This is a genomic window from Actinoplanes sp. NPDC051851 (assembly GCF_040681165.1).
In the GTDB taxonomy this organism is placed as follows: Bacteria; Actinomycetota; Actinomycetes; order Mycobacteriales; family Micromonosporaceae; genus Actinoplanes.
This window is the reverse complement of sequence record NZ_JBFAYF010000002.1, coordinates 33,879-58,667: the sequence shown is the minus strand read 5'-3', so window position 1 is coordinate 58,667 and position 24,789 is coordinate 33,879. Positions and strand designations below refer to the sequence as shown.

The window sequence follows — 24,789 nt, the reverse complement described above, 5'->3', positions numbered from 1 at the left end:
TCACCGCTGGTAGTAGCCTCCTGTGAACCAGCGGGGCACGTGGCGTTTGCCTAGGATTAAGGTTTAGAGTGCCGCGCGTGAAGGTGACCTTGCAGGAGATCCGGGAGCGGACCTACAAGCCGGTCGACGCGTGGTGGACCGTGTTACTGGTCGACCCGTTGGCATCCAGGCTGGTGCGCCTCGTCGCGCCGTACCGGTGGATCACGCCCAATATCTTGACCCTGATCGCCACCGTCTTCGGTGTCGGCGCGATGGTCAGCTTCGCCCAGGGCGACCGGCTGTGGCTGATCGTGGGCGGCCTGCTCTTCCACGTCAGTTTCGTGGTCGACTGCATGGACGGCAAGATCGCCCGGCTGAACGGCACCGGCACGGTCTTCGGCCAGTGGCTGGACTTCGTGCTCGACCGCGTCCGGGTCTTCTTCTGCGCGCTGACCCTCTTCGGCGGGCAGTACCTGTACACCCACGACGTGGCCTGGCTCTGGCTGATGTCCGTCGCGGTCTTCCTCGACCTGTTCCGCTACCTCAACGGCAGCCAGGTGCACAAGGTGCGCCGCGGCATGCGGGAGCAGCTGGACGCGCTCCGCGGCGAGGTGCACCCGGAGTCGGCCGAGCAGATGGCCGAGCCGGGCGACGAGCTGCCCGAGGCCGGTGACGGCCCCGCCACCGCGGCACCGCAGCGGTCGCTCAAGCGCCGGGTCGGTGGCTACCTGCGCCGTAACCGGATCCGCACGCACCTGTTCAGCGGCATCGAGTATGAGATGTTCGTCTACATCCTCGGCCCGGTGACCGGCCTGATCTTCCCGGTCACCATCCTCTCCGGCGCCGGCCTGCTGCTCTTCGAGTTCTTCCTGATCTTCAAGTTCCTGCAGGCCTGCCGCCGCTTCCCGCAGCAGCTGGCGAAGGCCCAGGAGGCACACGACGCCCGGGAGGGTCACTTTCCCACCCCGGTGACGAGCCAGGCCACCAGCCCCGCCGCAGTCTGAGAAAAGTCCTCTCTCCACCCCGTCAGTCGCGGAAAGAAGCGCAGACTGACGGGGCAGCGAAGGAGGCAGCATGTCCGAGGGCTACCGGCGTTTCCGCAGCGCGCGAGACTTCCTGCTGGCACACCGTGAGGAGTACGCCACGGCGTACCAGCGGTTCGCCTGGCCGGAGCTGGACGAGTTCAACTGGGCACTCGACTGGTTCGACACGATCGCCGCCGGCAACCCGGAACCGGCACTCTGGATCGTCGAGGAGGACGGCTCCGAGCAGCGGTTCTCCTTCGCCGAGATGGCCGAGCGCTCGAACCGGGTGGCCAACTGGCTGCGGGACCGGGGCGTCGGGCGCGGCGACCGGATCGTGGTCATGCTCGGCAACCAGGTGGAGCTCTGGGACACGCTGCTCGCCGGGATCAAGCTGGGCGCGGTGATCATCCCGGCCACCCCGCTGCTCGGCCCGGCCGACGCCGCCGAGCGGGTGGCCCGCGGCGGTGCCCGGCACGTCGTCACCAACGCCGCGACCATCGGCAGGTTCGGCGCCGTCGACCCGTCGGTCACCCGGATCGCGGTAGGCGCCGCCGAGGGGTGGCACGACCTGCGCGAGGCGTGTGCCGGATCGGACGCGGCCTTCACCCCGGACGGTGTCACCCGCGCCGCCGACACGCTGCTGCTCTACTTCACCTCCGGCACGACGGCCCGGCCCAAGCTGGTCGAGCACACCCACGTGTCGTACCCGGTGGGTCATCTCTCGACGATGTACTGGATCGGTCTCCAGCCCGGCGACGTCCACCTCAACATCTCGTCCCCCGGCTGGGCCAAGCACGCCTGGAGCAACGTCTTCGCGCCGTGGAACGCTCAGGCCTGCGTCTTCATCTTCAACTACTCACGGTTCGACGCCGGCCGGCTGATGGCCGAGATGGATCGCTGCGGGGTGACCAGCTTCTGCGCACCGCCGACCGTCTGGCGGATGCTGATCCAGTCCGACCTGAGCGCGCTGAAGACCCCGCCACGGATCGCCGTCGGGGCCGGCGAGCCCCTCAACCCCGAGGTGATAGAGCAGGTCAGCAGCGGATGGGGGGTGACCATCCGGGACGGCTTCGGCCAGACCGAGACCTCGGTGCAGGTTGCCAACTCACCGGGGCAGCCGGTCAAGGCGGGGTCGATGGGACGCCCGGTGCCCGGCTTCCGGATCGCCCTGATCGATCCGGTGACCGGGACCGAGTCCACCGAGGGCGAGATCTGCGTGGCGATGGACCCGCGCCCGGCCGGCCTGATGGTCGGGTACCACGGCGACGCGGTGCTGACCGCCGAGCGGATGGCGGACGGCTATTACCACACCGGCGACGTGGCCTCCCGGGACGAGGACGGCTACATCACCTACGTCGGGCGTACCGACGACGTCTTCAAGGCCTCGGACTACCGGATCTCCCCGTTCGAGCTGGAGAGCGTGCTCATCGAGCACGAGGCGGTGGTCGAGGCCGCCGTCGTGCCGTCACCCGATCCGGTGCGCCTGGCCGTTCCGAAGGCCTACATCCTGCTCGCGCAGGGTTGGTCCCCCGATGCCGCGACGGCTTCCGCGATTTTCGCGTACGCCCGCGAGCACATGCCGCCGTACGCGCGGATCCGCCGTCTCGAGTTCGCCGATCTGCCCAAGACGATCTCCGGCAAGATCCGGCGGGTCGAGTTGCGCGAGGCCGAGCTGGTGAAGCACGCCGATCCGGCAACCACCCCGGAGGGCGAGTTCACCGGATAGATCAACAAGCTATCTTTGCCGGATGCTGCGACGCCTCTGGTACCCGCTCGTCGTTGTCGCGCTCCTGGGGCAGATGGCGTTCGCCATGGTCACCACGGCGATGCAGCAGTCGCCGACCATCGACGAGCCGGTCTACGTGGCCACCGCCGAGGTCTACACCCAGCAGCACAGCCTGCGGTTCAACCCGGAGCACCCGCCGCTCGGCAAGCTGATCCTGGCGGCGGGCCTGGCGTTCACCGACGTCCGGCTGGACACCGGTGTGCTGACCAACCAGACCCGGCTGGCCCGGCACGTGCTCTACGAGAGCGGCAACAACCCGTACCGGGTGATGCTGCTGGCCCGGCTGCCGGTCATCCTGCTGACCCTGCTCTTCGGCCTGGTCGTGCTCGCCTTCGCCCGCGACCTGGCCGGTCCGGCCGCCGGGCTGATCGCCCTCGCCCTGTACGCGTTCTCCCCCGACGTGATCGCGCACGGCTCGCTGGCCACCCTGGACGTCCCTGCTGTCGGGATGATGCTGACCGCACTCTGGTTCCTCTGGCGAGCGCGGAACCGCCCGGGGCTCTATCTGCCCCTGACGGCGGTGATGGTCGGTGCGGCGCTGGCGACCCGGATGAGCGCGCTCCCCGCCGTACCCGTGATGGTGCTCCTCGCGGCGCTCTCGACCTGGCACGCGCAACGTGCCCGCCCGGCGGAACCGGCCCCCGGGCCGGTGGCCGAAGCGCCAGCCGAGGCCGAGGCCGACGCGGAGGCCGAGACCAAGGGCGAGACCGAGGCCGCACCTGAGGCCGAGCCTGAGGCCGAGACCGAAAAGGAACAGCCGGAGAAGGCCGCACCACAGAGGGACTGGCCGCACCGGCTGCTGATCAGTTTCGGCGCGGCGGCCGGTGTGGGACTGATGTCGATCGCCGTGGTCTGGATCGTCTACCTCGCGGTCGACCCGCACCTGCGCTGGACCACGCCGGCCAACCTGCCGCACCCGGACGGCCTGCGCGGCCACCTCGTCGACCTGCTGCCGTTCCCGCAGGCCTACCGGGACGGCATGCTGATCCAGTTCAAGATCGAGAACCAGGTCCACAACGGGTTCCTGCTCGGCCAGGCCTACAAGGGCACGCTCTGGTACTACCTGCCGGTCGCGACGCTGATCAAGACGCCGCTCGGGATGCTGGCGCTCTGGCTCGCCGGCGCGATCACCATGCTGGTGGTCCGGCGGTTGCGGACGGCCGCGATCTACCTGCTCCCGGTCACCGCGGTGCTGATGGCGGTGGCGATGACCGGCACCCGCGACTACGGCTCCCGGTACGTGCTCTTCCTGCCGGTCTTCCTGGCGGTGGCGGCCGGGAGCGTGGCGCTGATCCGGTTCCGCTGGGCACACGCGGTCACGGCGGCCCTGGTGCTCTTCGTCGGGGTCAGCTCGCTGCGGACGTTCCCGTACTACCTGCCGTACTCGAACGAGGCCTTCGGCGGCACCGCGAACACGCACGAGAACCTGCACGACTCCAACGTCGACTGGGGGCAGGACCTGGCCCGGCTCGCCCAGCGGCTGCGGACCGCGTACCCGGGGGAGAAGATCTGGCTGGTCTACAAGGGCAGCGGGTCGCCCTCCTACTACGGGATCACCGCGTCCGATCCGTACTCGACGCCGGAGCAGAACGTCCGCGGCCTGCTGGTGATCTCCGATTCCCGGGTGGCGCTGGCCAGCAAGCGGCTGCAGTACCTGATCGACACGAGCACCCCGATCGACCAGGTCGGCTACTCGATCACCATCTACCGGCGATGACGCCTTCCCGGTCCAGTCGCAGCGCGGTCTCGCCGGCCCGGCGGGTGCGAATGGCCTCGTCGATGCGGGTGATCAGGAGCCACCAGCCGGCCTCCTCCTCGAGTCCCGCCGCGTAGCTCCGGACGGCCCACTCCACCTGGGCGTCCGTGACCTCCATCCGCAGCGGCGGGGTGAAGCTCTCGCCGCACCACATCGCGATGCCGACCCCGGTCGAAGTCCGCTCGGTGACGGCGTCGCCGGCCATCCGGCGGATCAGCGTGTCAATCACCGGTCCATCAAACCTCGTGACGGACGACACATTGGGGTCTAGCGGTTACCGGCGAGTAATGCTTAGGTGAAGCGATGACGGAGTACGACATAGTCATCGTCGGCAGCGGCTTCGGCGGCAGCGTCAGCGCCCTGCGCCTGTCCGAGAAGGGATACCGCGTCGGCGTCCTCGAGGCCGGCCGCCGGTTCACCCCGGACACGCTCCCCAAGACCTCCTGGGATCTGCGGAACTTCCTCTGGGCCCCGAAGCTCGGGCTCCGCGGCATCCAGCGGATCACGCTGCTCAAGGACCTCGTCGTACTCTCCGCCGCCGGGGTCGGCGGCGGCTCGCTCGTCTACGCGAACACGCTCTATCAGCCGCCCACCCGGTTCTTCGAGGACCCGCACTGGGCCGGCATCACCGACTGGGCGACGGAGCTGGCACCGCACTACGACCAGGCGACCCGGATGCTCGGGGTCACCGAGCAGCCCACCATGACCTCGTCCGACGTGGCGATCCAGCAGGTCGCCGAGGAGATGGGCGTCGGGCACACGTTCCACCGCACCCCGGTCGGGGTGTACTTCGGGGAGCCGGGCAAGACCGTGCCGGACCCGTACTTCGGGGGCGCGGGGCCGGATCGCACCGGCTGCGTGGAGTGCGGCAACTGCATGATCGGCTGCCGGGTCGGCGCGAAGAACCGGCTCGACGTGAACTACCTGTACCTGGCCGAGCGCGCGGGCGCCACGGTCCACCCGGACACCGAGGTCACCTCGCTGCGGCCGGCGGACGGCGACTGGCGGATCGAGACGAGCGCCGGGGTCTTCACCGCCGGCCAGGTGATCCTCTCGGCCGGGGCGCTCGGCACCCAGCGGATCCTGCACGCGATGCGCGACACCGGGGTGCTCCCCCGGATCTCCGCCCGGCTCGGCTCGCTGACCAGGACGAACTCGGAGGCGCTGCTCGGCGCGGAGACCAAACAGGTGCCGGCCGAGCCGTTCTCGAAGGGCGTCGCGATCACGTCGTCCTTCCACCCGGACGCGAACACCCACATCGAACCGGTCCGGTACGGCCCCGGCAGCAACGCGATGGGCCTGCTCTCCACGCTGCTGGTGGACGGCGGCGGGCGGGTGCCCCGGCCACTGCGGTTCCTCGGGGAGTGCCTGCGCCACCCGATGGTGCTGGCGTACTCGCTCTCGGTCCGGCGCTGGAGCGAGCGGACGATCATCGCGCTGGTCATGCAGACCCTGGACAATTCGCTGACCGTACGCCGTACCCGGCGCGGACGGCTCACCACCTCGCCCGGGCACGGTGACCCGAACCCGACCTGGATCCCGGTCGGCCACGAGGCGGTCCGGAAGCTGGCCGACCGGATCGGCGGCTTCCCCGGCGGCACGGTCGGCGACGTCTTCAACATCCCGATGACCGCGCACATCCTGGGCGGCGCGACGATCGGCGCCTCGGCCGAGGAGGGCGTGATCGACCCGTACCACCGGGTCTACGGCTATCCCGGGCTGCACGTCGTGGACGGTTCGGCGGTCCCGGCCAACCTCGGGGTGAATCCGTCGCTGACCATCACCGCGATGGCCGAGCGGGCGATGTCGCTCTGGCCGAACCGGGGCGACGCGGACGCCCGGCCCGATCTCGGCACCGCCTACCAGCGGGTCGAGCCGGTCGCGCCACGCTCCCCGGCGGTCCCGGCGCACGCGCCGACGGCGTTGCGGATCCTGCGATGATCCCTCCGCCCGCGGATCACGTACCTCGGGAAGAGGCCGACTGGAGAGCCGACTGGAGAGCCGGGGGATGACGCTGACGGGGAAGACCGCGATCGTCACCGGCGGCTCGCGCGGCATCGGGCGCGGGATCGTCCGCCGCCTGACCGCCGACGGCGCCCGGGTCGTCTTCACCTACCGTGCCGATCACGAGGCCGCCGCGGCGGTGACCGCCGAGACCGGCGCGCTCGCCGTCCGGTGCGATCAGGCCGATCCGGGCACGCTTCCCGCGGTCTTCGATCCGGTACGCGAGGACGGCCTGGACATCCTGGTCAACTCGGCCGCCGTGGCGGACCTCCGCCCGATCAGCGAGATCACCGTCGCCGAGTTCGATCGGGTGATCGCGATCAACACACGCTTTCCGCTGCTCGCCATCCGGGAGGCGGCCCCGCTGATGCGCGACGGCGGCCGGATCGTCAACCTCTCCACCCTGAACACGGCGCTGTCCGGGCCGGGGATGACGCTCTACTGCGCGAGCAAGGCGGCGTTGGAGCAGGTCACCGTCGTCGCCGCCAAGGAGTTCGGCCCGCGGGGCATCACGGTCAACACGGTCTCCCCCGGCGCCACCGACACCGACATGCTGCGGAGCGTCAACTCCGAGGAGGGGCTGGCCCAGACCGCCACGCTGACCAGTCTCGGACGCCTCGGCCGGCCCGAGGACATCGCCGCCGTGGTCGCCTTCCTGGCCGGGCCGGACTCGGGATGGATCACCGGACAGAACATCCGCGCGACCGGCGGCCTGATGTTCTGAGTCCCCGCACCGTGGTCCGCCGGCCCGGCGGAAAGCTCCGCGACGGACGGCCCGGGGGAAACGGCGAACCGCCCCGGCACCGGGGAATCGGCGACGAGGCGGCTCGGGTTCGGGGGGAGGCGTTCCCGGAGGGGAAGATCCTGGGAGCGCTCCCACCAGCTACGTTACCGTACATTCACGCGTACGAAAAGACCCTGGCCCGGGTCGGAGCGCGGAACCGCAAGCCACAATTGCGACATGCCAAGAGGGGCAATTTGCACTGGCCACCTCATGCGCGACAGAATGAATGCGACGACGAACCATTCGCGGGAAACCCTCCGGGTGCGCTCAGCCGTCATCTTCAATGACATCGCTGTAGGAGCGAACACACCATGGCCAAGCAGATTATTACCCTTCTGACCGATGACCTCGACGGAGGGGAAGCCGACCGGACCGTCGAATTCGGACTCGACGGCGTGAACTACACGATCGACCTGTCCGAGAAGAACGCCGGCAAGCTGCGTAAAGCCCTGGAACCGTTCCTCTCCTCCGCCACCCGCCTGGGCCGTGCGGGCGCCACCCCGGCCCTCACCCGCCGCGCCGCTCCGGCCGCGACCAGCCGCTCCAGCCGCGACCAGAATCAGGCCATTCGCGAGTGGGCCAACAAGAACGGGCACAACGTTTCCGAGCGCGGCCGCATCCCGAGCCACGTCGTCGAGGCGTACCACGCGAAGCGATAGTGCCGAGAAATCGGCGCCGCCGGCATCCGCCCGGCGGCGCCGCGGCATTTTCCGTGGACGGCGGGTTAGCGCTGCAAACGGGACCTCGGCGGGGCCGCTCCGGCGTTCACGCAAGGACGCGACCGTTACGTCGGCCGGTTCGCAGGATGATCGAGGTAAATCCGTGGCGAGGAGAATGCGGCCCGGCTCGGACGCGAGCTCCGGGGAATCGCGCATAAAGGCGGCGCGCGCGGGTAGCACAGGGCCATGCGTGTCGTGATCGTGGGCGCCGGCGGGAACGCCGGAACCGCCCTGCTGCGCCGCTTGCACGCCGAGCCCGACGTCGAGCCGATCGGCGTCTCCCGGCGTACGCCCGACGACAGCGGCCCGTACGCCGGCGTGGAGTGGCACTCGATCGACGTGGGCCGCGACGACGCGCCGGACCGGCTGACCGCGGTCTTCACCGGCGCCGACGCGGTGATCAACCTGGCCTGGCAGATCCAGCCCAGCCACGACGCCCGCCGCCTGTACCGGACCAACGTGCTCGGCAGCCGGACCGTGTTCCGGGCCGCACTGCGCGCCGGGGTGGCCACGCTGGTGCACGCCTCCTCGGTCGGCGTCTACGCGCCCGGCCCGAAGTGGACGTACGTCCGGGAGAGCTGGCTGCGCACCGGGGTGCCGGAGTCCTCTTACAGCCGGCACAAGGTGCTGGTGGAGAACATGCTCGACGAGATCGAGTCGGACCACCCGACGCTGCGCGTGGTCCGGGTGCGCCCGGGGCTGATCTTCCAGCGTGAGGCGGGCACCGAGATCGGGCGCTACTTCGCCGGGCCACTGCTTCCGGCGCGCCTACTGCGGTACGGTTGGATCCCGGCCCTCCCCGCGCACCCCGGGCTCCGGCTGCAGGCGGTGCACGCCGACGACGTGGCCGACGCCTATCTGCGGGTGCTCCGCGCCGACGTGCGGGGCGCGTTCAACGTCGCCGCCGGCCCGGTGCTGGATCCGGCGGCGATCGCGCGGGCGTTCCGGGGGTTGGCCGTACCCGTGCCGCAATTCGCCCTGGAGGGTGCGGCGGCACTGAGCTGGCGCCTGCGGATGCAGCCGGTGGATCGCGGATGGGTGCGCCTGGCGCTGAAAGCGCCGCTGATGTGCTGCGACCGGGCGGCCGAGGAGCTGGGCTGGGCACCGGCGACCGACGCGCTGACCGCGCTGCGGGAGGTGATCGGCGGCCTGGCCGACCGGGCCGCACGTCCGGAGAGCCCGGCCCTGGCCCCGGACCCCACCTTGCCGGGACGGCTCGGCGGGCTGCTGCGGGGCCGTCTGCCCGGCACCGGCGACCCCCATTGACCCGTGTTCCGGAACCCGGGCTGGACGGGATCAGACGGCGATCGCGTGGCTGCCGGCCAGCCAGGCGAGGACCTCGGTCGGGCCGAGCGGGCTGGAGAAGAGGAAGCCCTGGCCGAGCGGGCAGCCCAGCCGGACCAGCAGGTCGCGGTGCATGACGTCCTCGATCCCCTCGGCCACCACGATCATCCCGAGGGACTGCGCCAGGCTGACGATGCCGCTGACCAGCGGGCTGGACTCCATGTCGTCGATGAACGTCTTATCGATCTTCACCACGTCGATCGGGCGCTGGCGCAGGTAGCCCAGGGACGAGTACCCGGTGCCGAAGTCGTCGATCGCGATCCGGACGCCCATCTCGCGGAGCGCGAGCAGGTCCGCCCAGACCCGCTGCTCGTCGTCCTTCATCAGCAGCGTCTCGGTGATCTCCAGCATCAGGGCCTGCGGGGGTACGCCGGTGTGGTGCAGCGCGTTGCGGACCTGCTCCACGAACCCGGTCTCGCGGAACTGCCGGACCGAGACGTTCACGCTGACGTACGGCGCCCGGCCCGGCGGGAGCACCCGGCGCCACTCGGCGACCGTGCGCAGCGCCTCCTCCAGCACCCAGCGGCCCATCGGCACGATCAGGCCGCTCTCCTCGGCGACCTCGATGAACTGGTCCGGGGTGATGATGCCCTGCCGCGGGTGGTGCCAGCGGACCAGCGCCTCGAAGCCCGCCGCGGCCCCGGTGACCAGGTCCACGATCGGCTGGTAGTGCAGCAGGAAGTGGCCCTCGTTGACCGCGTGGTCGAGCGCCGAACGCAGCTCCAGCCGGGCCACCATCTCGTCGTGCAGGTGCTTCTGGTACCGCCGCCACTGGTTCTTGCCGGCCCCCTTCGCGACGTAGAGCCCCAGGTCGGCCTGGCGCAGCAGCTCGTCCGCGTCGTTCGACTCCAGTGTCGTGGTGATGCCGATGCTGGCGACCGCGAAGAGCGGCTTGGCGTCGGTCTGCACCGGCTCGGCGAGGGCGGCCAGGATCCGGTTCGCGGTCTCCTCCACCGCGCCGGGGTCGTTGACGTTCTCCACCAGCGCCGCGAACTCGTCGCCGCCGAGCCGGGCCGCGGTGTCGTCGGCCCGCAGCGCCCCGGCGATCCGCTGGGCCACCGCGATCAGCAGCTGGTCGCCGGCCGCGTGGCCGAGCGTGTCGTTGACGATCTTGAAGTCGTCCAGGTCGATGAAGAGCACGCCGACCACCGAGCCGTCCCGGGCGCTGCGGGCCAGCGCGTGCCGCAGCCGGTCGTGGAAGAGCACCCGGTTCGCCAGGCCGGTCATCGCGTCGTGGAACGCCTGGTGGGTGAGCTCACGCTCCAGCTCCCGCCGCTCGGTGACGTCCCGCATGGTGATCACCAGGCCGGCCACGCTGGGGTCGTCGCGCAGGTCCCGGCAGTGCATCTCCAGCAGGATGTCGGCGGGCCGGTTGCCGACCGCGCGGAAGTCCGGGTGGAGCCGGCTCTCGCCGTCCCGGACCGCGGCGAGGACCTCGGCGAGCCGCTCCCGGTCACCGGGATGGATCACGTCCGGCAGGCGTACGCCGGTCGGGTCGGCGCCGAACAGCCCGACGGCGGACGGGCTCGCGTACCGGATCCGGTCCTGCTCGTCGACGATGGTGATCACGTCGGCGGTGTTCTGGACCAGGGTGCGGAAGTACGTCTCGCTGTTGCGCCGGGTCACCTCGTGGCTGAGCGCGATCCGCTCCAGGGCCAGCGCGACCTGCCCGGCCAGCACCTCCACCGAGCGGCGCAGCACCTCCAGCGCCCAGCCCGGCGCGCCCACGTGCAGCACGCCGACCAGCGGATCCCCGGTCGGCCGGTCCTGCAGCACCATCGGGCAGCGCAGCGTCTCGGTGAACTGGGTGAGGCGTACCGAGACGGCCCAGTCGACGTCCCGGGTCTGCACGATCCGGGCCGCGGTGCCGATCGCCCGGTCCGCGGCGGCCTGCTCGGCGGCCTCCGGGGACTGCGGCTCGGACTGCGCGATCGCGATCGCCAGGACCACCCCGTGCGGCACGTCCCCGGGGAGCAGCTGGGCCACCGTGGTGCGTACGGCCAGCCCGACCGCCTCGGTGTCGGCCGCCGAGACCAGCGCCGCCGAGGCCTCGCGCAGCGCCCGCTCCCGGGCCAGCGCCTGCCGGTGACTCGCCATGATGCCGCCCATCCGGGCCAGCACCAGCAGGAGCACCAGCATGCTCAGCCCGGCGACCACCACCAGGCCGGACACCTGGCTGTCCCGGAACATCTTGACCAGCAGCACGGTCGGTGCGACCAGCGCGGCGACGGCGAGCAGTGCCAGACGGCCCCGGCTGGTCTCGGTGGCCGGCGGAGCGACCGCGGGACGGGTCAGGCCGGCCATCGCCGGGATCAGCGCGGCCATCCCGGCGGCGGCGTAGAGCGCGAGCTGCCCGGCCCAGGAGTGCCGGGCGATGTCGGCGACCAGCATCGCCGCGATCCCGGCGCCCAGCCACCACGCGGAGGCGACCAGCCGGCCGGGCACCGTGGTCAGCCGGATCAGCAGACCCAGGCAGAGCAGGTCGGCGAAGGGCATGGCGAGACCGAGCCCGTCGACCGAGGCGGCCGCGTCCATCCGCGGGCCGACCACGAACGTCCAGATCAGCAGGGCCACGCCGGAGGTGACGGTGAGCGCGTCGAGCAGGCCGGCCTGGTCCCGCGCGCTGCCGAGCCGCCGGAGCACGAAGCCGCCCAGGGCCAGGGCCAGCACCGGGTACGCGATCAGCATCACCGAGGTGCCGGCCGTGTTCATCCAGGTGAACCGGGTGCTGAGGACGTCCGGCGCCGAGGCCATCGAGCCACCCACACCGGAGAGCCCGGCCGCCACCGCGAGCAGCCACCACGGACGGCGGTCGTCGGGCTGGGCACGGCGCGTACCGAGGAGCACGGCGCCCGCCGCGGAGAGTCCGCCGACCAGGCGCAGCCAGCCGCCGAGGGCCGGCGCGACGCCGTAGACGACGCCGAGCACCAGGATCCAGGCGCCGAAGAGAGCGGCGGGCCAGCGGGTCGGCATGAGCCCCCTCTCACGTACCCCTTCGACGCCCATATCGGCCCGGCGGCCGATGATCTGAGCGAAAGCGGCACAATCGTGAGGTGCCACTCGACTTCGTCCGCGCCCACACCGTCCTGGCGCACGTCCCGTTCGTCCCGGAGGTCCTGCTGCGGCAGGCCGAGGAGCCGATCGCCCTCTGGGAGGCCACCGAGGCGGGCGGCGCCTCGCAGCCGCCGCCCTTCTGGGCGTTCGCCTGGGCGGGCGGGCAGGCACTGGCCCGGCACGTGCTCGACCATCCCGAGCTGGTGCACGGGCGCAGCGTGCTCGACCTGGCCACCGGGTCCGGGCTGGTCGCGGTCGCCGCGGCGAAGGCCGGTGCCGCGCCGGTGACCGCGAACGACATCGACCCGTACTCGCTCGCGGCGGCCCGGGCGAACGCCGAGGACAACCGGGTCTCCGTCGACACGATCGAGGCGGACCTGCTGGACACCGACGACAAGTACGGCGTGGTGCTGGCCGGCGACGTCTTCTACAGCCGGGAGATGGCCGGGCGGGTGCTGCCGTACCTCCGCCGGGCCGCCGGGCGCGGGTCACTGGTGCTGGTCGGCGACCCGGGGCGGGCGTACGCGCCGGAGGGCCTGATCCCGCGGGCGACCTACGACGTGCCGGTCAACGAGGCCCTGGAGAGCTGCGCGTTCCGGCACACCACGGTCTGGCAGATCACGGCCTAAACACCAGTCACCTAGCTGGACATCACGCCCAGCCCGCGCTTCGGCACCCGGCCGAGTGCGAGGCGCGGTCGGGTGCCGAAGCACGGGCTAGAGCACGAAGGCGTCCGTCCAGAGCTGGCGGGAACGGCCGGAGAGCGCCTCCATCAGACCCACGGCCTGGCTGTCGGTCAGGCCCGCCACGTAGTCGACGACCGCGCGGCCACGGGCCTGGGTGAGACGCTCGGGCGTGCCCGGCGGCAGCTCGGCCTCGCCCAGTTCGACCAGATCGCGCAGCCGGCGGGGCAGGCGCTCCGCCTCGTCGGGGTCGGTGAGCCAGCCGAGCAGGGCCTCCACCAGGGTGGCGAGCAGCCGGCCCTGGCCACGCTGGTGCAGAGCGAGGTCGGGCCGGGCCAGGACGAAGCGGTTCTGCACGAACTTGAGGACCTGCACCTCGTGCCACTGCTGGCGGGACAGCTGGACGTGCCCGCTGCGGATCGCCGGGGTGGCGGTCAGCTCGACCGACTCGACCAGGCGGCGGGTCCAGTTCGCCGAGAACGCGGCGACCTTGGCCTCGGCCGCCACCGAGCCGTCGAAGGGCTGGGCCAGCAGGCCGTCGACCAGCTCGGCGCGGACCAGCTCGACGGCGCCCGCGAACGCGTCGTCGTCGGCGATCCAGGCGTCCTTGCGGTGCAGCGTACGCCGCAGCGACTCGATCGCCCCGCCGTTGCGGTGCAGGTCGGTCGCGGTGCCCCAGCGCTGCCAGGCGGTCAGCTCGGTGGCGACCGCGCCCTGCTGCAGGACGCCGACCCGGTGCACATCCTCGAGATCGTGGATGGCGTACGCGATGTCGTCCGCCGTGTCCATCACCGAGGCCTCGACGGTCTGCTGCCAGTCGGCGACCCGCCCGCTGAACGGCTCCCGGGCGGCCCGGACGTCGGCGATCTCGGTCGAGTACGCCCCGAACTTCAGCGAACCGGTGTCCGGCTCGTCCGCGGGGGCCGCGGCGCCCCGCGGCGGCGGGTCCACCATGAAACGCGGGTGCGGGTCCGGGTAGTCGAGCCGGGTCCACGGGTACTTCAGCACGGCCGCCCGGACCGCGTTGGTCAGGTCCAGCCCGGCGGTGCTGGTCACGATCCGGTACGACTGGGCGTTGCCCTCGAACCCGTCGGCCAGCCCGAGCCGCTGCCGGGCCAGCCGGTCCAGCACCCGCTCGCCCAGGTGGCCGAAGGGCGGGTGACCGAGATCATGGGCGAGCGCGGCCGCCTCGACCACCTCCGGGTCGCAGCCGCCGAGCTTCTCGGCCAGGTCCGGCTGGGCCGACCGGACCCGCTCGGCGATCGCCCGGGCCACCTGGGCGACCTTGAGGCTGTGGGTGAGCCGGTTGTGCACCAACAGGCCCGCCCCGCCGGGGCTGATCACCTGGGTGACACCGGCGAGGCGGGCGAAGAAGGGGGAGCTGACGATCCGGTCCCGGTCCACCCGGAAAGGGCTCGAAGCCAGGTCGCCGGGGGCCACCAGGCTGTCGCCGTGGAGTCGTTGAGCACGGGGATCGTCCATCCCCGGGAGGTTACCGGGACTGCAGGGCGTCCAGGCCGACGGCCATCGCCACGACCAGCCGGCGGTCCAGGTGCGGGTCCGGGATGTTCACCCGGTACGAGTCCCGCAGACCCCACTTGCGCTCCACCGAGAAGGCCGGGCGGCCGTCCGCGTGCACGAAGTCGAAGTGGTACGGCAGCCAGGAGAGCTCGTCCACGAAGCGGCGCAGGATCGCCACGAACTGATTCCGCTCCTGGCCGACGAAGGTCGCGTAGCCGGGCTGCTCCAGCTCCCAGGTCGAGCGCAGCAGCGAGGCGCCGAACTTCTTGCGGAACAGGCCGATCGGGGTGCCGGCCGCGTCGGTCACGTCGTACGTCGCGCCCAGGTCGATGACCTGCCGCGCCTTGAAGCCGAGGACCGGGACCTGCTTGGTGTCGTCGGTGTAGAGGGTGACCTGCTCCTTGAACGCCAGCCGCTTCTGCTGGGCGAACGCCAGGACACCGGCCTCCTGGCCGTCGGGCGTGACGCCGTGCACCTCGTACTGGTTGACCATGAGGCGGATGCGCTGCCGGACTATGAGTTGACTCTGTTGCTGAAGGAAATCGACCGTCACGCGCGCAGTGTGTCATACGCGTCACTTGCTGAGGGGACGCTGAGCAAGCCGGTGGCCGGGACCCCTCCGATGGCGGCAGACTGGAGGCCATGGCGAAGCGTGCTCGAACCCGTACGGTGATGGCTCTGGCGCTGGGCGCCGCGGCAGTGGCCTGGGCGGCCCGGGACGTACCCGCCCAGATGGGCGCCAAAGCACGAGGTGTCCGCCGTGCCCGGATGGAGGCGTCCCCGCAGTTCTCCGGTGGTAAGTTCCGTAACACCGTCCCGGCCAGCGAGATCCCGGCCGCCTCGATGCCGTCGGTGGCGCTCGACGCGGTCCGCGGCAGCGAGGCCCGCCGCCCGCACCTGCCGGTCCCGCTGGTGACTCCCGGCCCGCCGGCCGCCGAGGGCCTGCACGTGACGTGGTATGGCCACTCCACCGCGCTGGTCGAGATCGAGGGCCGCCGGGTCCTGCTCGACCCGGTCTGGAGCGACCGCTGCTCCCCGTCCCGGCTGGCCGGCCCGCGCCGCCTGCACGAGCCGCCGATCCCGCTCCGCGAGCTCCCGCCGCTGGACGCCGTGGTCATCTCGCACGACCACTACGACCACCTCGACATGGTCAGCATCCAGAACCTGGTCGACCTGCAGGCCGCGCCCTTCCTGGTCCCGCTCGGCGTCGGCGCCCACCTGGAGCGCTGGGGAGTCCCGGAGACCCGGATCATCGAGCTCGACTGGAACGAGAGCCACCGGATCGGCACCCTGGAGCTGATCGCCACCCCGGCCCGGCACTTCTCCGGCCGCGGCTTCAACCGCGACGAGACCCTCTGGGCCAGCTGGGTGATCAAGGGCCCGACCCGCCGCGCGTTCTACTCCGGCGACACGGGTTACTTCCCCGGCTTCGCCGGGATCGGCGCGGAGCACGGCCCGTTCGACGTCTCCCTGGTCCAGGTCGGCGCGTACGGCGACGCCTGGCCGGACATCCACATGTTCCCCGAGGACGGCGTCGCCACCCACGTCGACGTCCAGGCCGGCCTGATGATCCCGGTCCACTGGGCGACGTTCAACCTGGCCCTGCACGACTGGTCCGAGCCCGCCGACCGCACGTGGTCCGAGGCCAAGGCCCGCGGCGTCCAGCTCGCCATCCCCCGCCCCGGCGAGCGCGTCGACGTCGACAACCCACCGCCGGTCGACGGCTGGTGGCAACAGATCGCCTGACAGATCGACTTCTTACCGTCGCAGCGGGGTGGCAGCCTTCAGTCCGCTCGATGGGTGGCGGGCGGGGCGGTCGGATGGGGGTACAGACCGCTGCTCCCGCCGAGGGCGCCTGCGGTCTTCGCCGGCCGCTGACGCGTCCAGAACGCTCCGCCCTCCGGCGCGACGTGCGTGGAGTGGTTGCGCTCGACGCGAGCCCCGTGCGTGGCCGCTGCCGTTGCGCGCTCCCGCCCCTGGCTGGCACTCGGGGGTGTGTCGGCGGGCTGGAGTGACCCGTGAGTGCCAGCTTTCCCGGCGTGGCTGGTGGTCAGGGGTCTCTCGGAGGGCCCGAGGCACCCCGGATCGCCAGCCCGCCGCTCTGAGGCACCCCGGATCGCCAGCCGACCGGCCGAGCCACCCCGGATTCGCCAGCCGGCCGGCTGAGGTGCCCTGGGCCGCCGGCTCACCGTCCGCGGGGTGCCGGCCGGGCGGTCCACGAATGAACCCTGGCAGGCGGAGCCGGCGATCCGCGGGCGGCGAGTGTTCGGGCGGGCACCCGGTCACGGGATCCGGCGTCCCGCCCAGGTGGTCCAGATGTGACCAGCAGGGTCGGTCCTGGATGCCAGCCACAAGCGCGCGACGCGGCACCGCCTCCGCCCGCGACCAGCACGCGCGGCGAACGCGGGCGAGCGAACGCGGGCGAGCGAACGCGGGCGAACGCGGGCGAACGCGGGCGAGCGAACGCGGGCGAACGCGGGCGAACGCGGGCGAACGCGAGCGTGGGTAGGCGGGCGCGGGTAGGCGGAGGCGGGCGCGGGCGTGGGCGTGAGTGGGTGGGTCAGTGGGTCAGTGGGTCAGTGGGTCAGGTCGAAGGCGGCGGCGGTGAGGCCGAGCAGGACCAGTAGGGCGCCGGTGGCTAATCGGGCGGTGTGTGACCAGGCCTGGCGACGGCTGGTGCGGACCGAGCGCTTGGCGGAACGGACGTCACGCCAGGCCGCCTCGGCGCGGCCCCAGCGGTAGGCGGCGGTGAGCGCGGCGGCGACGGCCGACAGCGCGCCCACGGCTCCGGCAGCGTGCATGCTCATGAGGATCCCCCTACGGAAGGAACGGTTTCCGCAAAGTCTGCGGGGATCAACGCCGACAATCCACGGGATATGCGGGCGAATAGCACGAGAACAGCACCGGACCGCGACGAACCTCGCTGTCGCCTATCGGTCAGTCGAATCGCCTGACGATTGCGGGACACAGACCCGGACGGCGCCGGGGACCACCGAGGCGGAGAACTTCCGGGTACGCCCCCGCGCGCCCCCGTCCAGCTCGTACGGAAGCTTCCCGGCGAGCCGGACGTCGACCCGCCGTGCCCGGGTGGTCCGCACGAACGGCGAATGGTCCGACCGGCCGACCGCCATCGTGCCCAGCGCCCGCGCCCACTGCAGGGCGCCCTGCGCGGTGGCCACCCCGACGTCGAGCCAGCCGTCCGTGGGTGTCGCGTCGTCGAAGGCCCGGATGCCGCCGGTGATCGTGCCGACGTTGCCGATCAGTACACAGCTCGCGGCGTCGTCGAACCACGGCGTGCCGTCCACCTCGATCCGGGTCCGCGGTGCCTCGGCGCCGACGTGCCGGATCCCGGTCCAGACGTACGCGAGCTTCCCGAGCCGGTCCTTGAGGTCCCCGTCGGCGTCCTTGATCATCGCGCCGTCGAAGCCGACCCCGGCCATCACCGCGAAATGCTCGCCACCGAGCCCGCCCAGGTCGAGCCGGCCCAGGTCGAGCCGGCGACGGCGGCCGGAGAACGCGATCTCGACGGCCTGTTCCAGGTCGGTGGGGATGCCCAGGTTGCCGGCGAACAGGTTGCCGGTGCCGGCCGGCATGATCGCCACCGGGACGTCCGAGCCGGCCACCACGTCCAGGGTCCGCTGCACCATCCCGTCGCCACCCCAGACGACGATCAGGTCGGGGTCCTTCCGGAGCGCCTTGCGAACCCTGTCCGGCGCCTTGCGGCTCTTCGGGATCTCGTACCAGAAAAGCTTTTTGATCTTGTGGTCGGTGATCCGGCGGCGGAGCTCGTCGAGCCCGCCGTCGAGGGTCTTCCGCTGATGGGCAACGACGGCGATCGTGCGTGGGGGTCGCATGTCGCCGCCGTTACCCGGTCCGGCGGCCGGGCCAAACCATCGACATCGGCCGAGGGAGGGGACGTCAGCGGAAGCCGAAGCGGCGGCGCTTCTTCCGGCCGAAGAGGGTCTGTACCGTGTCCGCGCCCTGACGGAGCAGCCGGGAGGCCCGGTTCGCGCCGCGGCGGCGCTCGACGGCGTCACTGAGCTTGCGGGCGCCGGTGGCGGCCAGCGGGACGACCACGGCGGTGACGGCGAGTCTGCGTAGGAGGTTCATGACCGTCACATACCCACTCCGGGAGATCGGTTATCAGTTCACCGTCTCCCGCATACGCTGCTCGGCGGCGGCGCTGCGGATCACCATGAGACGCAGCTCCAGCTCGTCGGAGACGATGGAGGCGAGGTGCTCCAGGGCCCGCAGCTGGCGTGGCGCGGCCTCGCGCGGCCGGTTGTCGATCACGTTGACCGTGCCCAGGCGGTATCCGTCGTGGGTACGGATCGGCGCCGCCGCGTAGAAGCGGAGGCCCAGCTCGCCCCGGACCAGCGGGTGCTCCAGGGTGCGCGGGTCCACCGCCGCGTTGTTGATCACGTAGACGTCGTCCTGGGCGATCACCGAGGCGCAGAGCCCCGGCTCCTTGCCGATCTCCCGGACGCCGGTCAGGCCCTGGCACGCCGCGAGCCACACGCGGTCCCGCTCGACCAGGGACACCGTCGCGATCGGAGTGTCGAAGATGGCCGCGGCAACGTACGCGATCCGGTCGTACGCATCCTCCACCGGCTGATCGACCAGCCGGTAGCGGCGTACCGCCGCGAGGCGGGCCTGCTCCTGTTGGCCCACGTTGTCCAGATACTCGTATGCGTTCGACTCGACAGTCATGGACGCGAGACTATTCCTCCGGGAGCGCCGCGCCACGCGTGTTCAGCCGTCCGGGCGAGACCTGGCCCGCAATCGAACCCCGGTGATCGCCCGTCCGGTCACCTCGACCACCTCGGCGGTGAACGCGGGCAGCGTGACCACCTCGCCGGGCCCGGTCGGGATGTGCCCGAGCGAGGCCAGCATCATCCCGGCGACCGTGGTGTATCCGCCCTCCTCGTGCGAGAAGCCCAGATCCGGCAGCTGGTGCAGCGGGAACGAGCCGGCGATCAGCAGCGCGCCGTCGGCCTCCCGGACGGCCGCCGCCACGTCCCGGTCGGTCTCGTCGTAGATCTCCCCGACGATCTCCTCGACCAGATCCTCCATGGTGACGATGCCGTCCACCGCGCCCCGCTCGTCGACCACCAGGGCCAGCTGGCGGCGCTCGGCGCGCATCTGCCGGAGCGCGTCGGAGACCCGCAGCGTGTCGGGCAGGTACAGCACCGGCCGGGTCAGCTCGTCGACCGGGCGGTCCACGCCGATCAGGTCGCGCAGGTGCACCACGCCGACCGCGTCGTCCAGCCCGGCCGGGCCGGTCACCGGTGCCCGGGAGTGCCCGCTCTCGATCAGCAGGCCCAGCGCGCCGGGCGCGGGCGTGCCGCTCGGCAGGGTGAACACGTCCCGGCGGGGCACCAGGATCTCCCGGAGGATCCGGCCGGCGATCTCGAAGGCGCCGGAGATGATGGTCCGCTGCTCGGCGGAGAAGTCCTGCCGGGCGGCGACCATGTCCCGGATCTCCTCGGTGGTGACCTCCTCGCGCTGGGCGCCGGGATCGCCGCCGGCCAGGCGTACGGCGAGGTCGGTGGCCTTGCCGAGCAGCCAGACCACCGGGCGGGAGATCCGGGCCAGCAGGTCCAGCGGCCGGGCCACGGCCAGCGCCCACCCCTCCGGGCGCTGCATCGCGATCCGCTTCGGCGCCAGTTCGCCGAGGACCAGCGTGACGAAGGCCAGCGCCATGGTGACCAGCGTGACCGCGACCGGGCGGGCGGCCGAGCCGAGGAAGCCGAGCACCCCGATCAGCGGCGTGGCGAGGGAGACCGCCGCGGTCGCCGAGGCGAGGAACCCGGCGAGCGTGATGCCGATCTGGACGGTGCCGAGGAACCGGTTCGGGTCGCGGGCCAGCCGGGCGAGCACCCGGCCGCCGCGGGACTGCCGCTCAAGTCGTTGCAGCTGGCTGTCCCGGAGCGAGACCAGGGCCATCTCGCTGCCCGAGAACGCGGCGTTGACCAGCACCAGGATCAGGACGAGAAGTATTTCACCGCCCGTATCATCCACTCGGACACCGTAGCGAAGGTCAGTACTTCGCGAAGGAGCGCACCGGCATGCGGGGGCCGAACTTCGGCGCGGTGTGGCCACCCAGGGCGAGCAGGTCGCAGACCCGGCCCCGGTGCCCGCGGAACGGCTCCAGCAGCTCCAGCATCCGGGCGTCGGTGCCGCGGGCCTCGCCGGCCAGTGCCCAGGCCACCGTGTTCGGGATGTGGAAGTCGCCGACGCTGACCGCGTCCGGGTCGCCGAAGACGATCCGGACCACCTCGGCGGCGGTCCACGGGCCGATGCCGGACAGCGCGGTCATCCGGGCGGTCGCCTCGGCCGGGTCCGCGCAGCGCTCCAGGCGGGCGGCGACCGCGGCGGCGCGCAGCAGGGTCTGGGTGCGGCGCTGCTCGACGCCGAACGGGTGGAAGGCCCAGTAGGGGGTGGCCGCCACCGCCTCCGGGTCGGGCGGCAGCACCAGGCCGGCCGGGCCGGGCGCGGGCTCGCCGAAGTGCCGGCAGATCGCCCGGTAGGCGCGGTGCGCCTCCTTGCCGGTGACCTTCTGCTCCAGGATCGCCCGGAGCAGGCGCGGGAAGAGCAGGCCGGTGGCGGGCATCCGGACCCCGGCGAAGGTGCGGGCCAGGCGGGCCACCAGGGGATGACGGTCCGCGATCGCGGCGAAGCCCTCGACGTCGTCGCGGAGGCCGGCGATCGCGTCGGCCCGGTCGGTGATCCAGCGCGCCCCCGGGCCGTGGCCGGTGGCGATCAGCTCGGTTCCGGCGCGGGCCAGGTGCAGGGTCGCGCCTCCCTCCGGCGTACGAGCGGAGAACGCGATCTCCCCGTCCCGGGAGAAGCCGGTCGGGTCGTGCTTCGGCACCAGCAGCCCGCCGACCGAGGGCCCGAACCGATAGCGCTCCGGCGGCGTCAACCGGCGGATCACCTCGGACGTCACCCGAGAACTGTGCCACGGGCGGGGCCGTACCGGAAGCGGGCCGATGGCCCTGACCCGTGCTCCGGGGGTCAGGGCCATCGGGTTGGCGACCGGACACCCGAGAAGGTCCGGTCATCCCAGTTGCGGAGCGGTGCCCCGGGTGGAGGCCGGGCAGCCGCGCTACACGTCCGGCAGGGGGAAGGACGGTCGCCGTCCCTGAAGGGGGGTCCCGGAACCGCTCCGGTGGGAACGGGGCGGTTCCGGCTCAGGCCCGGCGAAGCGACTGTGCTCCGCGAACGTCGTACTACGTGCTAGCGCACCCGGATCTTGACCACGTCGAACGCCGGGGTCTGGTTGGCGCGCTCCATCATCGGGATACGGTGCGAGCCGTCACCGGCCCACGAGGCGCACTGGGCGGTACCCGCGGTGGGCATGCCGGTCACCTGGATGGCGACCGTGTCCGGGGTGGCGCCACCCTTGCTGTCCTCGGTCGCCACGAAGAACGCGGGCACCGGGTCCGGCGCGGGAGCCTCGTTGGTGCTGTCCAGCATCCGGCAGGCGGTATGGAAGTGACCGCGGACCAGACCGTTGGACAGAACGCTGGACTCCACGTAGTAACCGCCCTGGCCAGCCGCGAGGAACCGGTCACGGATCAGGTTCCGGGTGCTCACCTGCAGGGTGAACGCCTGGCCGACCCGCACCTGGTTCGGCGCCGAGGTGATCAGCAGCGACGGGTTGTTGGCCGCCGTGCCGACCTCACCGAACTCGGTGGAGACGCAGCGGTTGCCCTCCTGGAAACCGGTGTGCGGCGCCAGGTTGCTGGTGTCGCAGCTGTTGGTCAGGATGCCCAGGCCGGCACCGGGAGGCGCGGTGGTCGGCGCCGCGGTGGCACCGTCGTCACCGGTGTCGTCGCCGTTGTTGTTGTCATCGGCGTCGTCGTCACCGGTGTCCTCGGCAGGGGCGGTGGTCGGCGCGGTGGTGGCGGCACCACCGTTGTTGTTGCCGCCGTTGTTGTTGTTCCCACCGTTGTTGTTGTTGCCGTTGTTGTTGTTACCGCCGTTGTTGTTACCCGCGTTATTGCCGTTGTTGTTGTTCCCACGGTTCCGGCGGGCGAGCGTGTCAGCGGTGGCGGCCACGTTCTCCGTGACCCACTCGCGGCAGCGGGCCCGCACCTGGGCGGTGGTCGCCACGTCCGAGGCGCCGTCGTCCGAGTGCTGGGTGACCGTGCCGTTGTTCGTGGTGTACGTGCCCTTACGGGTCTCCGTCGACAACTTCGTGGCCGAGCCGGCCGTGAGGTTGTCGCAGGCGGCCAGGGCGGTCTTCTGGGTCGCGTCCGTGCTCGCGCTCGAGATCTGCGTGACTGTGACGACCCCGCCGAACGCTGCCAGCGTGGCGGCCACGGCGATGATCCGTCGCTTACCGCTGAACCACGTTGTGTTGCTGGCGCGCCGGTACTTGGACCTTCGCATGGGTGACACCTTTCTTCGTCGCCGTCGGCGAGTTCTCTAGGGCTACCGCGCTCGCATGATGCGCATGGTCGTGATGACTCCGACCACGAGCGCGCCGGCCAGGACGAGCAGGATCACGGTGTTGCTGAGCCCGGGGACGCCACCACCCTGAGTGGCCGCGGCGAGCATCTGGTTGTCCACCGGCACGGGACCCTTCTGGGTACTGACCGGTGCCGCGGCCGTAGGCAGGGCCGCGTAGTCGACGACGCCGCTGCTCTCCAGCAGCGTCATGTGCGTGGCGACGAACTGGTTCGCCTGCTGAGCCAGCTTCCGGACGCTGTCGTTCCGGGTCGAGGCCCGGATCGTCGCGATGGCCGGGAAGATCTTGCCGTGCGCGGCGCGGAGGCGGTCGACGTAGATCTGGTCGAACTGGGTGCCCTCGGCGTTCCGCATCTCCGCCAGCCAGCCCTGCTGATCGTCGTTCGGCTGGTTCGGGAGGTCGATGTTGAGCTGCTTCGCCACCGTCCGGTCGAGCTCGTCGAGGATGACGTGCTGAGCGGAGATCATCTTCCCGATGTTGACGATGTTCGGGTCGTCCGACTTCTCCTGCGCCATGTTGCCGGCCGGGATCTCCCAGAGGCCGGCCAGTCGCACCTTGATCACGAAGTCGGTGTCCGCGGCGCTGACGACGCCCTTACCGGTGGTCGTGAGCCCTGTGGTGGGCGGCACCGGGATGCCGTCCTCCGCTCGCGCCGGCGATGCCGGGGTGAGCAGGAAGACCAGCGTCACGGCCGCAGCGCCGGTCAGCCACTTGGGGATGCGGGCCACCTTCATCTCTCTCCTCCTAAACCCGGAACGATGCGGCTCAGTAGCTGATGTCGCTGCCGGAGTCACTCGCGTCGCTCTCCTCGTCCGCCGGGGGCGAGACGGGCTTCGAGATCGCGGGCAGGCAGGTCAGGTTCTTGGTTCCGGTCGGCGTGATCACGAACCACTTGCCGTTGACGTTCTGGCCCTTCCACTGACCGGCCTTCTTGTCACCGACGTAGCGGTAGAGGGGCCAGCCCTTGAGGGTCAGCTGCTTGGTGCCGTCCGCGCGGGTGACCGTGCCGACCAGGTCGGCGCTCACGCCCTTGATCGTCGGCTCGCCGTCGTTCGTGTAGGCGGGCGGCCAGACCTTCGCGCAGTCACCGTTGCAGTTGGACTTGGACGGGTCGTCGCCGTCGTCGTCGAACCGGTACAGGACGAAGCCGTCCTGGTCCTCGACGACCTTGCCCATCTTCGCCACCTTGGTCCCGGTGAGCGACGAGGTCACCAGGTCCGAGGCCACCTCGGCGGTGCCGGCGTCGTCGGGGTCGACACCCGCGGTGGCCTCCGCGGTCGGGTCGACTTCGGCGGCGGCCGCGTCGGTCGCCTCGGGCGTAGCCGCGTCGGCAGCGGCAGCCGGTTCGGCAGCATTGCCGTAGTCGGCGTCGTCGTATCCGGCCGGAGCACAAGCGGCGAGCGCCACCAGCGCTGCCAGGCCCGTGCTGACGACCATCAACTTTCGCTTCTCCGGAACCACTGCCCCTCCAGCTGGTTGAGACCTCTGCTCAATTCCGCGCTGTAGTACGGCGGGGATCGCCCGGCGGATGAACATCGGGCTCGATCAAATTGGGGAATTTTTGTTTGAACCCTCCGCCGGGCCTCATACGTATGACAAAGACCTGTGGATACGAAAAAGGGCCGCACCGTCGCCGGTGCGGCCCTTTCGTGTTCGTG

22 protein-coding genes are annotated in these 24,789 nt (G+C 71.5%); 9 read left to right on the top strand and 13 right to left on the bottom strand.

Annotated elements, in window-relative coordinates:
* Positions 1–77 precede the first annotated feature (77 nt).
* The 3 genes from AB0M08_RS02795 (at position 78) to AB0M08_RS02785 (ending at position 4,507) form a co-directional block, all read left to right on the top strand.
* Positions 78–983 carry a CDP-alcohol phosphatidyltransferase family protein gene (locus AB0M08_RS02795; protein WP_364487324.1) on the top strand — a complete coding sequence of 302 codons (906 nt, stop codon included), beginning with the start codon at positions 78–80 and terminating at the stop codon, positions 981–983.
* A gap of 70 nt (positions 984–1,053) precedes the next feature.
* Positions 1,054–2,730 carry an AMP-binding protein gene (locus AB0M08_RS02790; RefSeq protein ID WP_364487321.1) on the top strand — a complete coding sequence of 559 codons (1,677 nt, stop codon included), beginning with the start codon at positions 1,054–1,056 and terminating at the stop codon, positions 2,728–2,730.
* A gap of 22 nt (positions 2,731–2,752) precedes the next feature.
* Positions 2,753–4,507: a glycosyltransferase family 39 protein gene (locus AB0M08_RS02785; RefSeq protein ID WP_364487318.1), complete on the top strand. Its 1,755-nt coding sequence runs from the start codon at positions 2,753–2,755 to the stop codon at positions 4,505–4,507.
* On the opposite strand, the gene AB0M08_RS02780 is transcribed toward AB0M08_RS02785, so the two are convergent.
* Positions 4,488–4,775, bottom strand: a complete 288-nt coding sequence (locus AB0M08_RS02780; protein WP_364487315.1) for a hypothetical protein — start codon at positions 4,773–4,775, stop codon at positions 4,488–4,490. The genes AB0M08_RS02785 and AB0M08_RS02780 overlap by 20 nt on opposite strands.
* Before the next feature lie 74 nt (positions 4,776–4,849).
* Between AB0M08_RS02780 and AB0M08_RS02775 the strand changes: the two genes are divergently transcribed.
* The 4 genes from AB0M08_RS02775 (at position 4,850) to AB0M08_RS02760 (ending at position 9,319) form a co-directional block, all read left to right on the top strand.
* Complete coding sequence (locus AB0M08_RS02775; RefSeq protein WP_364487312.1) at positions 4,850–6,487, top strand: GMC family oxidoreductase; 1,638 nt, start codon at positions 4,850–4,852, stop codon at positions 6,485–6,487.
* A gap of 67 nt (positions 6,488–6,554) precedes the next feature.
* Positions 6,555–7,274 (top strand): SDR family oxidoreductase, encoded by a 720-nt coding sequence (locus tag AB0M08_RS02770; RefSeq protein ID WP_364487309.1) that lies wholly within the window; start codon positions 6,555–6,557, stop codon positions 7,272–7,274.
* Between the two features lie 371 nt (positions 7,275–7,645).
* A complete protein-coding gene (locus tag AB0M08_RS02765) occupies positions 7,646–7,993 on the top strand; it encodes an Lsr2 family protein (protein WP_364487306.1) in 348 nt (115 codons plus the stop codon).
* A 246-nt stretch (positions 7,994–8,239) separates the two neighbouring features.
* Positions 8,240–9,319, top strand: coding sequence for an NAD-dependent epimerase/dehydratase family protein (locus AB0M08_RS02760; protein WP_364487303.1), 1,080 nt, complete (start codon positions 8,240–8,242; stop codon positions 9,317–9,319).
* A gap of 30 nt (positions 9,320–9,349) precedes the next feature.
* Here AB0M08_RS02760 and AB0M08_RS02755 read toward each other — a convergent pair whose 3' ends face one another.
* On the bottom strand, positions 9,350–12,370 hold the full coding sequence (locus tag AB0M08_RS02755; protein WP_364487300.1) for an EAL domain-containing protein: 3,021 nt from the start codon (positions 12,368–12,370) through the stop codon (positions 9,350–9,352).
* An 80-nt stretch (positions 12,371–12,450) separates the two neighbouring features.
* Here AB0M08_RS02755 and AB0M08_RS02750 point away from each other — a divergent pair, with 80 nt between their 5' ends.
* Positions 12,451–13,080, top strand: coding sequence for a 50S ribosomal protein L11 methyltransferase (locus AB0M08_RS02750; protein WP_364487297.1), 630 nt, complete (start codon positions 12,451–12,453; stop codon positions 13,078–13,080).
* 87 nt (positions 13,081–13,167) lie between these two features.
* Here AB0M08_RS02750 and dgt read toward each other — a convergent pair whose 3' ends face one another.
* Positions 13,168–14,616: a dGTP triphosphohydrolase gene (gene dgt, locus AB0M08_RS02745; protein WP_364487294.1), complete on the bottom strand. Its 1,449-nt coding sequence runs from the start codon at positions 14,614–14,616 to the stop codon at positions 13,168–13,170.
* A gap of 10 nt (positions 14,617–14,626) precedes the next feature.
* Positions 14,627–15,148 (bottom strand): hypothetical protein, encoded by a 522-nt coding sequence (locus AB0M08_RS02740; RefSeq protein WP_364488009.1) that lies wholly within the window; start codon positions 15,146–15,148, stop codon positions 14,627–14,629.
* Positions 15,149–15,297: 149 nt separating this feature from the next.
* Here AB0M08_RS02740 and AB0M08_RS02735 point away from each other — a divergent pair, with 149 nt between their 5' ends.
* The gene (locus tag AB0M08_RS02735; protein ID WP_364487291.1) at positions 15,298–16,401 is read left to right on the top strand and encodes an MBL fold metallo-hydrolase; all 1,104 of its coding nucleotides are present in this window, start codon (positions 15,298–15,300) and stop codon (positions 16,399–16,401) included.
* 830 nt (positions 16,402–17,231) lie between these two features.
* Here the strand turns inward: AB0M08_RS02735 and AB0M08_RS02730 are convergent.
* From AB0M08_RS02730 to AB0M08_RS02690, 9 genes are all read right to left on the bottom strand, one after another.
* Positions 17,232–17,462 carry a hypothetical protein gene (locus AB0M08_RS02730; RefSeq protein WP_364487288.1) on the bottom strand — a complete coding sequence of 77 codons (231 nt, stop codon included), beginning with the start codon at positions 17,460–17,462 and terminating at the stop codon, positions 17,232–17,234.
* A 123-nt stretch (positions 17,463–17,585) separates the two neighbouring features.
* On the bottom strand, positions 17,586–18,509 hold the full coding sequence (locus tag AB0M08_RS02725) for a diacylglycerol kinase family protein (RefSeq protein ID WP_364487285.1): 924 nt from the start codon (positions 18,507–18,509) through the stop codon (positions 17,586–17,588).
* 64 nt (positions 18,510–18,573) lie between these two features.
* On the bottom strand, positions 18,574–18,765 hold the full coding sequence (locus tag AB0M08_RS02720; protein ID WP_364487282.1) for a hypothetical protein: 192 nt from the start codon (positions 18,763–18,765) through the stop codon (positions 18,574–18,576).
* Between the two features lie 33 nt (positions 18,766–18,798).
* Entirely contained in the window at positions 18,799–19,365 is a 567-nt protein-coding gene (locus AB0M08_RS02715) for a GAF domain-containing protein (RefSeq protein WP_364487279.1), read from the bottom strand.
* A gap of 42 nt (positions 19,366–19,407) precedes the next feature.
* Positions 19,408–20,676: a hemolysin family protein gene (locus AB0M08_RS02710; protein WP_364487276.1), complete on the bottom strand. Its 1,269-nt coding sequence runs from the start codon at positions 20,674–20,676 to the stop codon at positions 19,408–19,410.
* Between the two features lie 19 nt (positions 20,677–20,695).
* Positions 20,696–21,535: a DNA-3-methyladenine glycosylase 2 family protein gene (locus tag AB0M08_RS02705; protein WP_364488006.1), complete on the bottom strand. Its 840-nt coding sequence runs from the start codon at positions 21,533–21,535 to the stop codon at positions 20,696–20,698.
* A gap of 359 nt (positions 21,536–21,894) precedes the next feature.
* The gene (locus AB0M08_RS02700; RefSeq protein WP_364487273.1) at positions 21,895–23,052 is read right to left on the bottom strand and encodes a Pecanex-like protein 1; all 1,158 of its coding nucleotides are present in this window, start codon (positions 23,050–23,052) and stop codon (positions 21,895–21,897) included.
* A gap of 42 nt (positions 23,053–23,094) precedes the next feature.
* Entirely contained in the window at positions 23,095–23,865 is a 771-nt protein-coding gene (locus AB0M08_RS02695; protein WP_364487270.1) for a DUF4142 domain-containing protein, read from the bottom strand.
* 31 nt (positions 23,866–23,896) lie between these two features.
* On the bottom strand, positions 23,897–24,568 hold the full coding sequence (locus AB0M08_RS02690; protein ID WP_364487267.1) for a hypothetical protein: 672 nt from the start codon (positions 24,566–24,568) through the stop codon (positions 23,897–23,899).
* Positions 24,569–24,789 lie beyond the last annotated feature (221 nt).

What these genes read in the sequence shown, in the direction of transcription:
- AB0M08_RS02740 (WP_364488009.1), bottom strand. Translation starts at nt 15,148, where the DNA reads ATGGTCAACCAGTACGAGGTGCACGGCGTCACGCCCGACGGCCAGGAG.
- AB0M08_RS02735 (WP_364487291.1), top strand. Translation starts at nt 15,298, where the DNA reads ATGGCGAAGCGTGCTCGAACCCGTACGGTGATGGCTCTGGCGCTGGGC.
- AB0M08_RS02720 (WP_364487282.1), bottom strand. Translation starts at nt 18,765, where the DNA reads ATGAACCTCCTACGCAGACTCGCCGTCACCGCCGTGGTCGTCCCGCTG.
- AB0M08_RS02690 (WP_364487267.1), bottom strand. Translation starts at nt 24,568, where the DNA reads ATGGTCGTCAGCACGGGCCTGGCAGCGCTGGTGGCGCTCGCCGCTTGT.
- AB0M08_RS02695 (WP_364487270.1), bottom strand. Translation starts at nt 23,865, where the DNA reads ATGAAGGTGGCCCGCATCCCCAAGTGGCTGACCGGCGCTGCGGCCGTG.
- dgt (WP_364487294.1), bottom strand. Translation starts at nt 14,616, where the DNA reads ATGGACGATCCCCGTGCTCAACGACTCCACGGCGACAGCCTGGTGGCC.
- AB0M08_RS02715 (WP_364487279.1), bottom strand. Translation starts at nt 19,365, where the DNA reads ATGACTGTCGAGTCGAACGCATACGAGTATCTGGACAACGTGGGCCAA.
- AB0M08_RS02730 (WP_364487288.1), bottom strand. Translation starts at nt 17,462, where the DNA reads ATGAGCATGCACGCTGCCGGAGCCGTGGGCGCGCTGTCGGCCGTCGCC.
- AB0M08_RS02770 (WP_364487309.1), top strand. Translation starts at nt 6,555, where the DNA reads ATGACGCTGACGGGGAAGACCGCGATCGTCACCGGCGGCTCGCGCGGC.
- AB0M08_RS02790 (WP_364487321.1), top strand. Translation starts at nt 1,054, where the DNA reads ATGTCCGAGGGCTACCGGCGTTTCCGCAGCGCGCGAGACTTCCTGCTG.
- AB0M08_RS02760 (WP_364487303.1), top strand. Translation starts at nt 8,240, where the DNA reads ATGCGTGTCGTGATCGTGGGCGCCGGCGGGAACGCCGGAACCGCCCTG.
- AB0M08_RS02785 (WP_364487318.1), top strand. Translation starts at nt 2,753, where the DNA reads ATGCTGCGACGCCTCTGGTACCCGCTCGTCGTTGTCGCGCTCCTGGGG.
- AB0M08_RS02755 (WP_364487300.1), bottom strand. Translation starts at nt 12,370, where the DNA reads ATGCCGACCCGCTGGCCCGCCGCTCTCTTCGGCGCCTGGATCCTGGTG.
- AB0M08_RS02765 (WP_364487306.1), top strand. Translation starts at nt 7,646, where the DNA reads ATGGCCAAGCAGATTATTACCCTTCTGACCGATGACCTCGACGGAGGG.
- AB0M08_RS02775 (WP_364487312.1), top strand. Translation starts at nt 4,850, where the DNA reads ATGACGGAGTACGACATAGTCATCGTCGGCAGCGGCTTCGGCGGCAGC.
- AB0M08_RS02700 (WP_364487273.1), bottom strand. Translation starts at nt 23,052, where the DNA reads ATGCGAAGGTCCAAGTACCGGCGCGCCAGCAACACAACGTGGTTCAGC.
- AB0M08_RS02725 (WP_364487285.1), bottom strand. Translation starts at nt 18,509, where the DNA reads ATGCGACCCCCACGCACGATCGCCGTCGTTGCCCATCAGCGGAAGACC.